The sequence below is a fragment of the Serratia sp. YC16 genome (genome assembly GCF_009707615.1).
GTDB classification, from domain to species: domain Bacteria; phylum Pseudomonadota; class Gammaproteobacteria; order Enterobacterales; family Enterobacteriaceae; genus Serratia; species Serratia surfactantfaciens.
This window is the reverse complement of record NZ_WLYN01000018.1, coordinates 1-14,691: the sequence shown is the minus strand read 5'-3', so window position 1 is coordinate 14,691 and position 14,691 is coordinate 1. Positions and strand designations below refer to the sequence as shown.

11 protein-coding genes are annotated in these 14,691 nt (G+C 59.4%); 6 read left to right on the top strand and 5 right to left on the bottom strand.

Going from position 1 to position 14,691, the window contains the following annotated elements:
• Positions 1-207: 207 nt before the first annotated feature.
• Both pdeH and GKN89_RS23470 read left to right on the top strand, forming a co-directional pair.
• Positions 208-999: a cyclic-guanylate-specific phosphodiesterase gene (pdeH, locus tag GKN89_RS23475; RefSeq protein ID WP_019455259.1), complete on the top strand. Its 792-nt coding sequence runs from the start codon at positions 208-210 to the stop codon at positions 997-999.
• A gap of 91 nt (positions 1,000-1,090) precedes the next feature.
• The gene (locus GKN89_RS23470; protein ID WP_074056162.1) at positions 1,091-3,130 is read left to right on the top strand and encodes an AsmA family protein; all 2,040 of its coding nucleotides are present in this window, start codon (positions 1,091-1,093) and stop codon (positions 3,128-3,130) included.
• Here GKN89_RS23470 and GKN89_RS23465 read toward each other — a convergent pair whose 3' ends face one another.
• From GKN89_RS23465 to yhjD, 3 genes are all read right to left on the bottom strand, one after another.
• Positions 3,131-3,898 carry a CDP-diacylglycerol diphosphatase gene (locus GKN89_RS23465; protein ID WP_074056161.1) on the bottom strand — a complete coding sequence of 256 codons (768 nt, stop codon included), beginning with the start codon at positions 3,896-3,898 and terminating at the stop codon, positions 3,131-3,133.
• A gap of 99 nt (positions 3,899-3,997) precedes the next feature.
• Positions 3,998-5,320, bottom strand: coding sequence for an MFS transporter (locus tag GKN89_RS23460; protein WP_019455256.1), 1,323 nt, complete (start codon positions 5,318-5,320; stop codon positions 3,998-4,000).
• Between the two features lie 327 nt (positions 5,321-5,647).
• Positions 5,648-6,667, bottom strand: coding sequence for an inner membrane protein YhjD (gene yhjD, locus GKN89_RS23455; protein ID WP_063918344.1), 1,020 nt, complete (start codon positions 6,665-6,667; stop codon positions 5,648-5,650).
• 341 nt (positions 6,668-7,008) lie between these two features.
• Here yhjD and GKN89_RS23450 point away from each other — a divergent pair, with 341 nt between their 5' ends.
• Positions 7,009-7,875 (top strand): crotonase/enoyl-CoA hydratase family protein, encoded by an 867-nt coding sequence (locus GKN89_RS23450; protein WP_019455254.1) that lies wholly within the window; start codon positions 7,009-7,011, stop codon positions 7,873-7,875.
• 16 nt (positions 7,876-7,891) lie between these two features.
• Here the strand turns inward: GKN89_RS23450 and pdeR are convergent, their stop codons facing one another.
• Positions 7,892-9,886 (bottom strand): cyclic di-GMP phosphodiesterase, encoded by a 1,995-nt coding sequence (gene pdeR / locus GKN89_RS23445; RefSeq protein ID WP_154747875.1) that lies wholly within the window; start codon positions 9,884-9,886, stop codon positions 7,892-7,894.
• Between the two features lie 543 nt (positions 9,887-10,429).
• Between pdeR and spy the strand changes: the two genes are divergently transcribed.
• On the top strand, positions 10,430-10,921 hold the full coding sequence (gene spy / locus GKN89_RS23440; protein ID WP_019455252.1) for an ATP-independent periplasmic protein-refolding chaperone Spy: 492 nt from the start codon (positions 10,430-10,432) through the stop codon (positions 10,919-10,921).
• Positions 10,922-11,009: 88 nt separating this feature from the next.
• Here the strand turns inward: spy and GKN89_RS23435 are convergent, their stop codons facing one another.
• The gene (locus GKN89_RS23435; protein ID WP_154747874.1) at positions 11,010-12,227 is read right to left on the bottom strand and encodes a Tm-1-like ATP-binding domain-containing protein; all 1,218 of its coding nucleotides are present in this window, start codon (positions 12,225-12,227) and stop codon (positions 11,010-11,012) included.
• A 351-nt stretch (positions 12,228-12,578) separates the two neighbouring features.
• On the opposite strand from GKN89_RS23435, the gene GKN89_RS23430 reads away from it, so the two are divergent.
• Both GKN89_RS23430 and GKN89_RS23425 read left to right on the top strand, forming a co-directional pair.
• Positions 12,579-13,130, top strand: a complete 552-nt coding sequence (locus tag GKN89_RS23430) for a TetR/AcrR family transcriptional regulator (protein WP_019455250.1) — start codon at positions 12,579-12,581, stop codon at positions 13,128-13,130.
• Between the two features lie 478 nt (positions 13,131-13,608).
• Positions 13,609-14,691, top strand: a 1,083-nt coding sequence (locus GKN89_RS23425; protein ID WP_154747880.1) for a S8 family peptidase, incomplete at its 3' end; no start/stop codon positions are given.

Sequence of the window (14,691 nt, the reverse complement as noted above, 5' to 3'; positions counted from 1 at the left end):
ACAGCCGTCAGTCTCCACGCAAGGCGGTGAGGGAGTCAATAAATTAAAACAGTGTTTTAATTTTTTATGATCGCGATCGGCTAGCGCCGGCAGGGCGAGGGAGAAGTGCACGGCAATTCGTGCTTAAAGTTTTACGCCGCGCTGCCGATAAGCTGGGTAAAGAAACAGCGGCAGCGCTCTCATTTCCCCGCCACGGCGATAGTACCGATGATAACCAACCTGATCTCTGGTCTGCTGGCGCCCTGTTTTGCCCTCTATGCCTGCGCTAAATCGCGGCGCTACTGGCGGCAATGCCGGCGCTTGTATACCTTCCAGCCGATTTATCGCACCAGCGGCGCGCTGCTGGCGGTGGAACTGTTGACGGCGGTGTATCACCCGAATGAGCCGGACAAACGGCAATCCCCGGAGCACTATTTTGCCTCGCTCGACGTCGCTCAGCGTTTGCGGGTGATCCAGGAACAGTTGGCGTTGCTGCAGCGTTGGCAGGCGTTGTTCATTCGCCACGCGGTGATGGTGTCGGTCAATATCGACGGCATCGCGCTGCAAGCGTTGCAGCGCCATAGCGCGTTGCAACGGCAGATCGCCGAGATGCCCTATCTGCGTTTCGAGTTGGTGGAGCACGCCGAAACGGCATCAAACCGCCCGCTGCAGCAGATCGTCGGCGGTGAACGGCTGTGGTTGGACGATTTCGGCAGCGGGCTGGCCAACTTCTCCGCCGTTGGCGCCTGGCGTTATCAATACATCAAGGTGGCGCGCGAGCTGTTCACCTTGCTCAAGCAGTCGGAAGAGGGCGTGCAACTGCTCGGCACCCTGATCAAGATGATGAACCAGCACAGCGATGGGGTGATCGTCGAAGGCGTGGAAACCGAACAGGAGTGGCGGCTGGTGCAGCGTTCCGGCGCGCTGGCCGCGCAGGGCTACTACCTCTCTCGCCCGGCGTGTTTTGAAACCCTGCACAGCGTACCGACGCTGTTCGCCGCGCCCGGCGCGTCGGCGTGAACTCCGGCCTATCCTCAGCTAGGCTTAAACGGGGCTGCTAATACCTTTTCCTTTCATTCGGCAGCCCGTTTTATGCGCTGAGGGAGCCGCTATGACAAGAACAGGAAAGGTTTTCAGCTGGCTGGGCGGCATTGTGCTGCTGGCGATCGCCGCACTGGCGATCTTCATCGCCACCTTCGACTGGAATCGACTCAAGCCCACCATCAACGACAAAGTGTCGGCCGAACTGCGGCGGCCATTCGCCATCCGGGGCGATCTGGGCGTCGACTGGTCGCGCAATCCGGATGAGGGCGGCTGGCGCGCCTGGGTGCCCTGGCCGCATATCCATGCCGAAGATGTGTGGCTGGGTAATCCGAAAAACATGCCCGGCGACAGCATGGTGACGCTGCAGCGCGTCGACGCCAGCATTGCACCGCTGGCGTTGCTGGGGAAAGAACTGCTGATCCCGCGCATCTGGCTCAAGCAGCCGAATGCCTCGTTGCAACGCCTGGCCAACGGCGACAATAACTGGACGTTTGACCTGGCCGCCGGTCAGGATCCGCAGCAACCGCCTTCCGACTGGTCGTTCACCGTTCACGACATCGTGTTCGACAAGGGGCAGATCGCCTTTAAAGACGCCATCCTGAAGGCGGATTTCCGCGCCGTTATCGATCCGCTCGGCAAACCGCTGCCGTTCAGTGAAGTGACCGGCAAACAGGACGGCGGCAAGGCCGTGACACCGGATTACGTTTTCGGCTGGCAGGTGAAAGGCAAATATAACGGCGAGCCGTTGAGCGGCAGCGGCAAGATAGGCGGCATGCTGTCGTTGCAGAGCGCCAACTTGCCGTTCCCGCTGCAGGCCGATGTGCGCTCCGGCAGCACCCGGGTGGTGGTGGCGGGCACCTTGTCCGATCCGCTGAACCTCGGCGGCCTGGACGTGCAGCTGAAATTTTCCGGCGAAAGCCTGGGCAACCTGTATGGCCTGACCGGCGTGTTGCTGCCGAATACGCCGCCGTATGCGACCGATGGCCATCTGAGCGCCCGTCTGCATCAGCCGGGTGGCGCCGTGTTCGAGTATCAGAAATTCGATGGCAAAATCGGCGACAGCGACATTCACGGCGATTTGAAATACGTTGCCGGCAAACCGCGGCCGACGCTGAGCGGGGCGGTGAACTCCCGGCAGCTGAGATTGGCGGATTTGGCGCCGCTGATCGGCGCGGACTCCAACGCCGCCAAAGCTGGGCGCGGCGAGAAGAGTCGCCAGCCGGCGGACAAGGTGCTGCCGGTTGAACAGTTCGATACGCAAAGCTGGCGCAAGATGGATGCGGACGTGAAATTCGCCGCCGCGCGCATCGAGCGCGGCAGCGATTTGCCGCTGAGCGATCTGGCTACGCATCTGAAGTTGAACAACGGCGAACTGCGTCTGGATCCGCTGCGCTTCGGCATGGCGGGCGGCAGTATGAACGCCGTCGTGCGCCTCGACGGCAGTAAAAAGCCGATGCGCGGCCAGGTAGATATGCATGCGCGCAAACTTCAGCTCAAACAGCTGTTGCCGAACGTGGAAGCGATGAAGCGCAGCCTCGGGCAGATGAACGGCGACGCCAGGCTGGCGGGCAGCGGCAATTCGGTGGCTGAACTGCTGGCGACCAGCAACGGCGATCTGCGCCTGTTGATCAATAACGGGGTGATCAGCCGCAGCCTGATGGAGATCCTCGGCCTGAACGTCGGCAACTATCTGGTGGCGCAGCTGTTCGGCGACGACGTGGTGGGCATCAACTGCGCGGCGGCGGACGTCGGCATCCGCAGCGGCGTCGCCGCGCCGCGTCTGTTCGTGTTCGACACCGAGAATGCGGTGATCAACATCACCGGCAACACCAACTTCGCCACCGAACGGCTGGATTTGTCCATCGATCCGGAAAGCAAGGGCATGCGCGTGCTGACCCTGCGCTCGCCGCTTTACGTGAAAGGCACCTTCAAGCACCCGGACGCCGGGGTCAAAGCCGGGCCGCTGATTGCGCGCGGCGCGGCGGCAGTGGCCTTGGGGGCGGTGCTGACGCCGGCGGCGGCGCTGCTGGCGCTGGTCTCGCCCAGTGAAGGCGGCGAGGAGAACCAGTGCGGGCAGATCCTGCGGGAGATGAAAGGCAAAAAATAGTCAGGCGCGCGGCGGCGGCGTAAGCAGCCGGCAGTCGTGATCCTGGAGCTCTTCCGCCGAGGCCAGGGTGAACGGCAGCAGGCTGCGCTCGGTCGCCAGCAGCAGGAAATCGCCGTCCGGCAGCGCGGTCATCGCCAGGCCGAAGCTGCCCATGCGCCCGTCGGCGCGCGGCAGGCCGGCAGCCAACAGACGGAAGGCGCCCTGTTGTTCCAGTTCGGCAGGGGTCACCCGCCGCCCCAGATAGTCATGCCCCAACAGACCGCCGGGCAGCGGTTGCCACTGATTGATGAAATCGGGGCCGATCTGCGTCAGCCGCTGTTTTACCGCCGGCAGCAGGCAGGAGATATGAATGTGCAGCTGGTTTTGCGTGCGGCCATATTCCGAGTTAATCGCCAGCGAAATATCGCCGTCATCGATCGGCTTGCCATAACGTTCCGCCATCACGTGGCGTGCGCGCCAGGCCTGGGCGAAGAAATTCGGCGTGGCGGCGTCCAGCACCGCCGGGCTTTCGATACCGGTGATTTTGGCGCTGGGCATCAGCAGATATTGCAGCGGCCCGTTGCGGTCTTTAAACACCACGAAACCGGCCTGCGCATCCACCTGCGCGCAGGGTGCCGGGTTGTCATGCGCCTGCTGATTGGGCAGGCATTGCTGGCTGACGATGCGCCACAGCGCATCGGGATGGTCGGGTTTCAACCCGTAATAGAGTGCGATGGCGAGCGCCGCCAGCAGCGCAACGCAGACAAATACCCCACGACGCAGAGACATCGGCCGATCCTGTTACCGAGAGAAACGACCAGCATAGCCCGATTTTATGACAGGAAACGCACAACGCGTGCGGCCCCCGCAGTGAGGGGCCGCAGGGGATCACAGCGACTGGTGGCGGGTTTCTTTCATCAGCAGCAGGGCCAGCAGCGTCAGCCCGGCCATCGCCGCCAGGTACATGCCGACGTAGAACAGCCCGTAGTGGGCCGCCAGCCAGGTGGCGATATACGGCGCCACGGACGCCCCGAGGATCGACGCGACGTTGTAGGAGAACGAGGCGCCGGTATAGCGCACTTCGGTCGGGAACAGCTCCGGCAGCAGCGCACCCATCGGGCCAAAAGTCAGCCCCATGATGCTCAGGCCGCACAGCAGGAAGCCCATCACCAGCGCCTGGTTGCCGGAGCCCAGCAGGCTCGGGAACAGGAACGCGAAGCCGATCATCAACAGGGTAATGGCGATCATGGTCTTGCGGCGGCCGAACGCGTCCGCCAGCAGGCCGGCGATCGGCACCATCACGCCGAAACCAATCACCGCCACCATCAGCATCCACAGGAAGCTGTTGCGGGAGTAGCCGAGGCCCAGCGGCTGCGGCGCGGTGCCGTAGGTCATCGAATATACCGTCATCAGATAAAACAGCGTGTAGGTCGCCAGCATGATGAAGGTGCCGAGGATGGTGGCTTTCAGATGCTTGCTCAGCAGCGTGCCGAGCGGCACTTTCACCTGTTTGCCGGCCTTGGCCGCTTTGGCGAATACCGGCGTCTCATGCAGCGACACCCGAACGTACAGGCCGATCAGCACCAGCGCGGCGGAAAGGATAAACGGCACGCGCCAGCCCCATTCCATAAACTGCTGGTCGCTCAGCAACCAGGAGAGCAACAGGAAGGTGCCGTTGGCGAAGAAGAAGCCGATCGGCGCCCCCAGTTGGGGGAAGGAACCGTACAGCGCGCGTTTTTTGGCCGGCGCATTTTCCGTCGCCAGCAAGGCGGCGCCGCCCCATTCGCCGCCCAGCCCCAGGCCCTGGCCAAAGCGCGCCAGCGCCAGCAGGATAGGGGCGAAGATGCCGATGGTTTCATAGCTCGGCAGCAGGCCGATCAGCACGGTGGAAATCCCCATGGTCAGCAGCGAGGCGACCAGCGTCACCTTGCGCCCCACGCGATCGCCGAAGTGGCCGAACAGCGCAGAGCCGATAGGGCGCGCGACAAAGGCGACGGCGAAGGTGGCCAGCGACTGCAGCGTCGCGGTGGTCGGATCGCCCTGTGGGAAGAAGATATGCGGGAACACGATCACCGCGGCGGTGGCGTAGATGTAGAAATCGAAGAACTCGATGGCGGTGCCGACCAGCGAGGCGACGATGACTTTTCCGCGGGAGTTTACCGGTGTGGGCGCGTCGCCGGCGTCGAGTGGGGGTGCGATGGTGGCTTGCATAATTTTTCTTATCGTTAGGAGGGGTAAAAATCCATCTTAGTGACAGCATTCGGCCTTTTCAACGGCGGAACTTTGGCCAGTGCCGTCACTAACCGGTTAAAAAGACTAATGTTTTATCCATCATCTTTTCTGCAGCGTTAAACGTTGAGAAATGGATTCCACACAGAGGGAATAGCTACAAAAAGGGGAAAGAAAAGTGACTGGGTAGTTTGTTATGCTGGTTTTCTGGATGGCGCGCCGCAAGATTCAGAGAAATTGACTGGTTTTTTGCCTGATAACCAGAGGAAAGTGCCGGTGTGTGCGGAAACACCGGCACGATGCATGGCTTCAGCGCGCCGGAGGCTCGCGTTCCGGCAAGGCTTTGTCGCCTTTGTAGTCGGCGGTGGCGATCCAGGCGGCGCAAAACAGCGTCAAGCGGGCGAAGAAGTAGAAGAACGCCATCAGCCCGATCACCGAGCCGAAGGCCGCCCCCGAAGGTGACTTCGCCACCTGCGGCAGCGTCATCGTCATCACGAATTTGATCACCTCAAAACCGATGGCGGCGAGCAAGGTGCCGCGCAGCAGCGCTTTTTTCTTCGGTTTGTGGCGCGGCAGCATCCAGAAAATCCACAGGAACAGCAGATAGTTGGCGAAGATCGAGATCGACAGCGCGATCAGCGTCAGCGCCGGCCGCAGCCATTCGATGCCGTCCAGCCCCAGCGCGTTGACGATCGCCGCCTGCGCCGATCCGGCGACCGAGGTCAACGACAGCGTAATGATCAGCGCGACCACCAGGCCGGTCAGCGAGATGAAGTCGCGGGTATATTTGAAGTAGATTTTCTCCTGATCCTGCGGATTGCGTTCCCAGACGTCGCGCGACTGCGCGCGGATCGCTTCGCGCAGGTTGCCCATCCAACTGATGCCGGAATAGAGCGCCAGCGCCAGGCCGGTCAACCCCACGGTGGTGCGCTGCTGAATGGCGGTGTTAACGGTGTTCTTCAGCGTGGTGGCCAGCGTCGGATCGCTGATGCTGCCGACGATCCTGTTGATCAGCCTGGCCAGCAGATCCGGGTTGGAGGCCAGCACGAAACCGGCGGCGGCGAACGACACCATCAGGATCGGGATCAGCGAGAGGAATGAAAAATAGGTGATGGCGGCGCCGAATTGGCTGCCGAGCCGATCGTTAAAGCGTTCGGCGGCGCGCAGCAGGTGCGCCACGCTCGGCCAGGCTTTGATGCGTTCAATCAGACGTGAAAAACCACCGATGCGGCGGTCGAGAGTCTCATGGCCGGTCTTGATGGCGATAAGCGGCTTCGGCGGCGTGTCTTGTGCGGGTTGGCGGTGTTCCTGGTCTGGTCCTGTAGGCATTACTTCACGATTTCCTTAACGTTAAATGGCATGTTTCAGCAGTGATTATAGCCAAAGCTCCGCGGCGGTTTGCGCGCCGGGCAGGCGGACGGTCATTTTCCGAGCTTAACGCGTTAGCGCCCGGCATGAAATGCCGGGGAGAGCCCGATAGGTAAAATTCCTATGAAAACCCCGTGGTGCCTCGGTTTTTTTCACTTCCCTACCTCCAATTTTTATCTGTTTCGTCGGTGAGAAAGCGTTTACTCATTGTGTGGCGTCGCGCTTTGCCGACCGCCGCTCCGCTGCAGCCGTAGGGGCTGAAACGGTCTCATCCGTCATCAACAGAAAAACTGGAAGGTCTTATGAAATTACTTAATCATCCCACCTGTCGTCCGTTTACCGAAGCGGGCAACCTGACGCAGCTTTCCGCCTACTATGAAGAGGGGCGACACATCATGTGGATGCTGCTGCGCGCTGCGCCGCGCCCCTGTTTCAATCAGGCGCTGATCGAGGACATCATGACGCTGGCGCAGGCGGCAAAAGAGTCTTCGCTGCGGTTCGATTTCTGGGTCACCGGCTCGCTGGTGCCGAACATGTTCAACGTCGGCGGCGATCTGCAATTCTTCGCCGAAGCGATCAAAAACCGCAAACGCGAGGCGATGATGGCCTATGCACGCGCCTGCATTGACTGCGTGCATGCGGCGGCGCGCGGTTTCGACACCGGCGCGGTCAGCATTGCCATGGTCGAAGGCAGCGCGCTGGGCGGCGGGTTTGAAGCGGCGCTGGCGCACCATTTCGTGTTGGCGCAGAACAATGCGCGCATGGGGTTTCCGGAGATCGCGTTCAACCTGTTTCCCGGCATGGGCGGTTACTCGCTGGTGGCGCGCAAGGCGGGCATGCGCTTGGCCGAGGAGCTGATTTGGGGCGGCGAGTCGCACACCGCAGAGTGGTTCGAAAGCCGCGGGCTGGTGGATCAGCTGTTCCAGCCCGGCGACGCCTACATGGCGACGCGCACCTTTATCGATACCATTCGGCCGAAGCTCAACGGCATGCGCGCCATGTTGCGGGCGCGGCAGCGCGTGTTGCAGCTGACGCGCTCCGAGCTGATGGACATTACCGAGGATTGGGTGCACTCGGCCTTTACCATTGAGGAAAAGGACCGTGCCTACATCGAGCGGCTGGTGATGTTGCAGGATCGCCACACCCTGAACCTGCGTCGTGCCGGCTAACCTTAACGCGCCCGCCTTATGCGGAAGGTGAGGGCGGGCGATAAGACTGCAGCCAATGCTCCAGCTGTTCCGGGAGCATTGGCCGCGCGAACAGAAAGCCCTGCTTTTCGTCCACGCCGACCTCGTCGAGGAAGCGGTTTTCGCTCTCGGTTTCCACGCCTTCGGCGATCACTCTGAAGGCCAATGCCTCCGCCGCCGCAACGATTGCGCGTACCAGCGATTGCGAAACCGGGTTGAAATTCACCCCGCGCACGAAGCTTTTATCCAGCTTGATGGCGTCCAGCGGAATACGCGCCAGCTGCGCTAACGACGAATAACCGGTACCAAAGTCGTCGAGATGCACCTGCGCACCCAGTTCGCGCAGCCGGGTGATCAGTACGCGCGCGCGATTTTCGTCTTCAATCAGGCTGCTCTCGGTCAATTCGAAGTCCAGCAGGCATGGGGCCATGCGATGATGGCGCAGCACCCCGAGCAGGTCGTTGACGATGCTGTCATCGGCCAGTTGCCGGGCGGAGAGATTGACCGCCACCCGCAGATTCAACCCCTGTTCTTGCCACTGCGCCGCCTGGCCGGCGGCAGTCTGCAGCACCCATTGGCCCAGCGGACCGATCAGGCCGGACTCCTCGGCGTAGGAGATGAACTGCAGCGGCGGGATGAGGCCGCGCTCCGGAGAATCCCAGCGCACCAGCGCTTCCACGCTGTGCACTTCACCGCTGCGCGCGTCGATTTTAGGCTGGTAGTACAGCACCAGCTGATTTTGCTCCAGCCCTTTGCGCAGGTTGGTATCGAGCCACATGTATTCGGCGACGCGTTTGTTCATCTCCGGCGAGAAAACGGTATAGGTGCGTTTGCCGTGCTCCTTGGCGACGTACATGGCGGTATCGGCGCTGCGGATCAGGCTGTCGAGATCGTTGCCGTGCTCCGGGCACAGTGCGATGCCGATCGAACAGCCGGTATACACTTCAATCAGACCGATACGGAACGGCGTTTTCAGCCGATCGATGATGCGCTGCGCCAGCGTTTGCAGGCGCTCGCGGTCGGTCTGCGGCGCCAGCACCAGAAATTCGTCACCGCCCAGACGGGCGAGCACCTGATCGGGGCTGAGGCAGCCGAGGATCGCCAGCGCGACTTCGACCAGCAGCCGATCGCCGAACATATGGCCGTAGGCGTCATTGACCTTCTTGAAGTTGTCGAGATCGAGGTACACCAGGCCGAAACTCTCTTCGCCGCGCGTGGCGATGGCATGATTGATCTTGTCCTGGATGGCGTTGCGGTTCGGCAGGCCGGTGATGAGATCGGTGTTGGCCAGCACCCGCAGCCGCTCCTGCGCGCGGCGTTCTTCGGTAATGTCGGTACCGGAGCAGATCAGAAAAACTTCGTTCTTGCCGCTGCCGCTGTGCACGAACTTGTTGCGGAACAGGAACAGCCGTTCACCCTTGACCGTCTTTACCCAGCGTTCAACTTCATACGACGAACCGTTGCGGAAGAAGCCGGCGATGTTGCGCCTTGAGGCGGCGGCTTCTTCCGGGCTCATGAACAGTTGGAAAACGTTTTTGCCGATCACTTCGTGTTCTTGCAGCCCGGTGTACTCCTCGCTCAGCCGGTTGAAGCGTTGGATACGGCCGTGTTGATCGACGATCACGATCACCGAGTTGGCTTCGGACACCACCTGTTCGGCAAAGGAGAGGCCGTGCACCAGATCGCGCGCCACGGATTGGGTGTCGCTGAAGGCCGAAGCGGTGCCCGCCCATTCGAGATGGTTGACGCGTCGCCCGACCAGATGCAGATGCAGCGGTTCACCGGCGAGCGTAATGGTCAGTTCAAGGCTGGCGGTGACGCCGGTCAGGCGGCGAATTTTCGCCGCTTCCATCGCGCTGAGCGCCACCGCGATGTGGGCTTTGCCCTTAACGGCGGACAGCTCCAAAGCATTGCTGTCAAACGCCAGCCGCCAATGGGGGCTCTGGGTGCCGAAGTGGGCGTTAAGAAGCTCAGGGCCTTGGTCTGCGGACATGATGATTCCTCAAAAGAGCACGGGCGGCCGGTCAGCACGAAGAACCGGCGGGCAGCCTGTTGGCCCGAAAGTGGTCGCCGTGCGCGTCTGTGCATCATATAACAGGTTTCCACAGGCGGGGCGGGTGATGGAAACTATTATATAAGCAATGATTGGTTTTGCGGCGTAAGCGGCACCTGACGGCCTGTTGTCTTAAAGTGTAGGAGGAGAACATCGGGCCGCGCGAAGTTTGTACAGATTCTTCTCGCTAGCGAAAAACGGTTGATGCAAGGTTGCCGTGAACGCGAGTAAATTATAGCGTTGAGGGTGAGACTGAAAAATAACTCCGCCGAGGGGATTTGCGCCGGGAAATTAAAATTTCCGCCGAATAAACGCCATCTTCATACTTTTTTCATAATTGGTGAATAAACCCATGATGGGTTTTAAAAAGTTTACACACCCTCGCATTACTTGAATTTTATCAGCCTATTATTATCTCCGACGACGAATGAGCCTGTTAACGTACAGCGCTCCTGATGAAGAAAAATTTTTAAGGAAATGATTATGCGTAAATTGACGGCTTTATTTATTGCTTCCACGCTGGCCCTGGGTTCTGCTTCTGCGGCGTTCGCCGCCGACACGACAACCGCTCCGGCGGCGGATGCGGCACCGATGAAAATGATGCATCACAAGGGCGAAGGCAAAGGCGGCCCGTTCGCTGGGCTGAACCTGACCGAGCAACAGCGCCAGCAAATGCGCGACATCATGAAAGATTCGCACCAAAAACGCGGGCCGGGCATGAAAGAGGAACGCCAGGCGCTGCATAATCTGGTCGCTTCCGACAGCTTTGATGAAGCGAAGGCGAAAGCGCAAATTGACACGATCAATAAAGCGCAATCCGAACGCATGCTGGAGCGCGCCAAAGCGGAAAATAAAATGTATAACCTGCTGACTCCTGAGCAGAAAAAACAATACAATGAGAATTATCAGAAACGCGAACAAAAAATGATGGACCACATGAATAAAATGAAGGAGCAGATGTCCTCCGGTCAGTAATATGCGTTCGCAGTGAATAATAAGGGCCAGACGAAATGTCTGGCCTTTTTCATGCATGATTGTCGGTCGATGTTGTATTGCGCGATCGTCATTTCCCGCCGCCAATTTGTCTGAACTGTTCAGCAACGGCCTGCGCAAAACGCGGGTCATTAATATGATAAGGCGTTTTTATCAATCGGCGCCTGTCGGTGGCGTGCATCGTTTCCTCCAGCGTTTGCGTAAAGGCGGCCAGCGCCGCCGGATCCCAGAACGGTTGGCCGGGCGCATCCAGAGCCGACACGCCGCCCGTCGGAATCACAAAGCGCACTTCGCCCGTGCAGGCGTTGATTTTTTCGCCTATCCAACGCCCGGTTAGCGCGTTTTCCTGCACGCTGGTGCGCACCAGCGTGACTTGCGGGTTGTGATGGTGGTGCAGACGGTTGGCGTAGTGAGCCGGTACCGTATTCGGCGCGCCGAAGTTGATCATGTCGATAGCGCCGCAGGAGATCACGCACGGGAGGCCGGTACGCGCGATGGCGCCGAAACGATCGGCATTACAGGGCAGCACACCGCCAAACAGGTAGTCGGTCACTTCGGTGGTGGTTAAATCGATGGCGCCGTGCAGTTGGCGGCTATCGATCAGTTTTTCCAGTGCTCTGCCGCCGCTGCCGGTCGCGTGAAACGTCAGGCAATCCCATTGCGGTGCAAGGTTGGCGACCAGCGCCTGAACGCAGGGAGTGGTAACGCCAAACATCGTCAGGCCGATCGCGGGTTTGTCTTCGAGATGATCGGCGGCAGCGAAGCGTACCGCCCCGGCTATCTGACGCGCCGCGTTGCCCAGTACCCGCCGCGAGATGCGGTTGAGGCCGGCGAGATCGGTGACCGAATACATCATGTTGATGTCGCTGGCGCCAACATAGGCGGAAACGTCGCCCGCCGCCATGCTCGAGACCATCAATTTCGGCATGCCAATCGGCAGCTGCTGCATGGCCGGCGTAATGATGGCGGTGCCGCCGGAGCCGCCCAGGCCAAGCAGGGCGGCGATATCGCGCCGCGTCAGGATAAAGCGTTCAAAAGCGATCGCCATGGCGGCGATCGCTTGGCCGCGGTTGGCGCAGAAGACCGCGCCTGCGCCCGCCGGATGGTGGCGGGCAACCTCTTCTGGGCCGATATCGGCCGGGGAGTTAAACGGCAAGCTACGGGTGGAGAGATCGACGGTTAGCGTGGGCAAATCCAGGCTGGCAATCAGCCGCCGCACATACTCCAACTCTTGTCCTTTGGTATCTGCTGTGGTAGCAATATAGACAAAATTTGAAGTATCTTTCATGCATTTTTCCGAAGGGATTTCTAATTTTTAATTAAAAACATTGTGTTATGTTTTTTGAGGTGCCCTGGTGTTGGCTTTTAAGTTAAATTGATTAATGTATTTATATAATGAGACGGTAGTATCATTTTTGCAAGGGCAGCTCAATGAAAAATGGGACTCCTGTCTCATTTTTGAGCTTTTTAGCGCGGCCGAGGTTTCACCGCCAACCGGTCGGCCGTGGCGTATCTCCGGTCGCGCAAGCATGTTCAGATGTATGAGGTTTAAGTGCCGATAAATGCTTTTCCCGCCCCGTCCGATCTTTCACTGACTTCCGCCCGGGCTAAAACCTATCGTTTGCTGCTGGGGAGCGCGATGGCGCTGTATGACGAAGGGGCGTTCCCTTCGATCACCGAACTGGCGGCGCACGCGCAGGTTTCACGTGCAACTGCCTACCGCTATTTCCCCACTCAAAGTGCGCTGATTACTGCCGTGGTGACGGAAAGCCTGGGGCCGATCCTGGCCTGGCGCCCGCAAGATAACGATGCGCTGAAACGCATTCAGCAGTTGCTGGCCTTCGCCTATCCCCAGATGGAGCGACATGAGGGCGCATTACGCGCAGCGCTGCAGCTCTCTCTACAGCAGTGGGCGAACGCGACGCCGGGCGAAAAATTCGTGCGTGGTAACCGTAAGCGGCTGCTGCAGCTGGCGGTAGAACCGTTGCAGGGCAAACTGCCGCCGGATTCTCTACAGAGAGTGATTTATGCTTTCTCGCTGATTTACGGTTCGGAGGTGTTCCTGGTGCTGAAAGATATCTGGGGGCTGGAGCTGGAGGGTATTCAGGACGTCACGCAGTGGATGGCTAAAGCTATCCTCCGTCAGGCGGAAGAGGATGCGATGAACAGCAAAAAAACATCAGCAGGATAATCCAATTTTTGCCGATGGCCGAGTGATAAACCAGCATAATTCACTGAGTGAATATTGGCAAAATTTATAATTAAAAGTGATAAAAGACGCCTGTTAAGCACTTTTCAGGCGATCTCCCCCTTCGATTCAATCTGATTTATATCTTTATTTATCAACCTGTTAAGTTTAATTCTCTCGCTTTCTAACGCCACTTAGACACTGTGCAATATCATTGTCCTTTCTTATCGCTGTTCACCTGATTCACCCTTGAAACGTTCTCTCCTTCCCCTGGACTACCGAATGACACATTAAGCGCACTTGAGATTGTTGTGCTTTATTTATTTGGTGTTACCAAACTGTTACACAAAAAATCTTATAAAACATTTGCAAACAACAACGGACGGTATCTGGGATGGAGAAGAAACTTAGAGGAGTCAAATCCGCTCGGGCGGCCTTCGGCTGGCCTGAGATCGGGGTTCATCGCGCGCAGTGGAGCGCAATGTTGATCTGCCTGACGGCGATTGGCGGGGCGCAGGCCGCAACCTATATAGAGAACGGCAAGGCAGGCGATCCGGCCAGCTGGCGCAGCAGCGAGTTCAATGCAGAATGGGGGCTGGGGGCGATCCACGCCGACCAGGCCTACGCCGCCGGTTATACCGGAAAAGGCATCAAACTCGGCATTTTCGATCAGCCGGTCTACGCCAAACACCCCGAGTTCGTCGGCCCCGATAAGGTGATCAATCTGGTTACGCATGGCACTCGCGAATACACCGATCCCTATATTCCGGTGAAAAAAGGCGATGACTTCCGCTATGACGGTACGCCGAGCACTGACTCCAGCGGCAAATTAGGTTCGCACGGCACCCACGTGGGCGGCATCGCCGCCGGCAGCCGCGACGGCGGCGCCATGCACGGCGTGGCGTTCAACGCGCAGATCATCAGCGCGGAAAACGGCGACCCCGGCCCGGAAGACGGCATTGTGCTCGGCAACGACGGCGCGGTGTATCAGGCCGGTTGGGATGCGCTGGTGGCCAGCGGCGCGCGCATCATCAACAACAGCTGGGGCATCGGCATTACCGAAAAGTTTGATGAGGGCGGTTATGACCCGGCTTATCCGCATTTCACAGTAAACGATGCGCAAAAGCAGTTCGATCAGATCAAACAGATCCTCGGCACCAAGCCCGGCGGCGCCTATCAGGGCGCGATTGATGCGGCGCGCAGCGGCGTGGTCACCATCTTTGCTGCCGGTAACGACGGCAATCTGAATAACCCCGATGCTATGGCCGGCCTGGCCTATTTTGTGCCGGAGATTGCACCGAACTGGCTGTCGGTCGCCAGCCTGCAGGATCCGACCAATATCGGCGACTACAGCATCAGCACCTTCTCTTCTCGCTGCGGTTACACCGCCAGCTTCTGTGTCTCGGCGCCAGGTTCCCGGGTGTACAGCTCGGTGATCGCAGGCACCAGCGTAGAGAATCTGACTACCGGCTATGCCAATAAAAGCGGTACCTCGATGGCGGCACCGCACGTGGCCGGCAGCGTCGCGGTGCTGATGGAACGTTTCCCGTACATGACCTCGGCG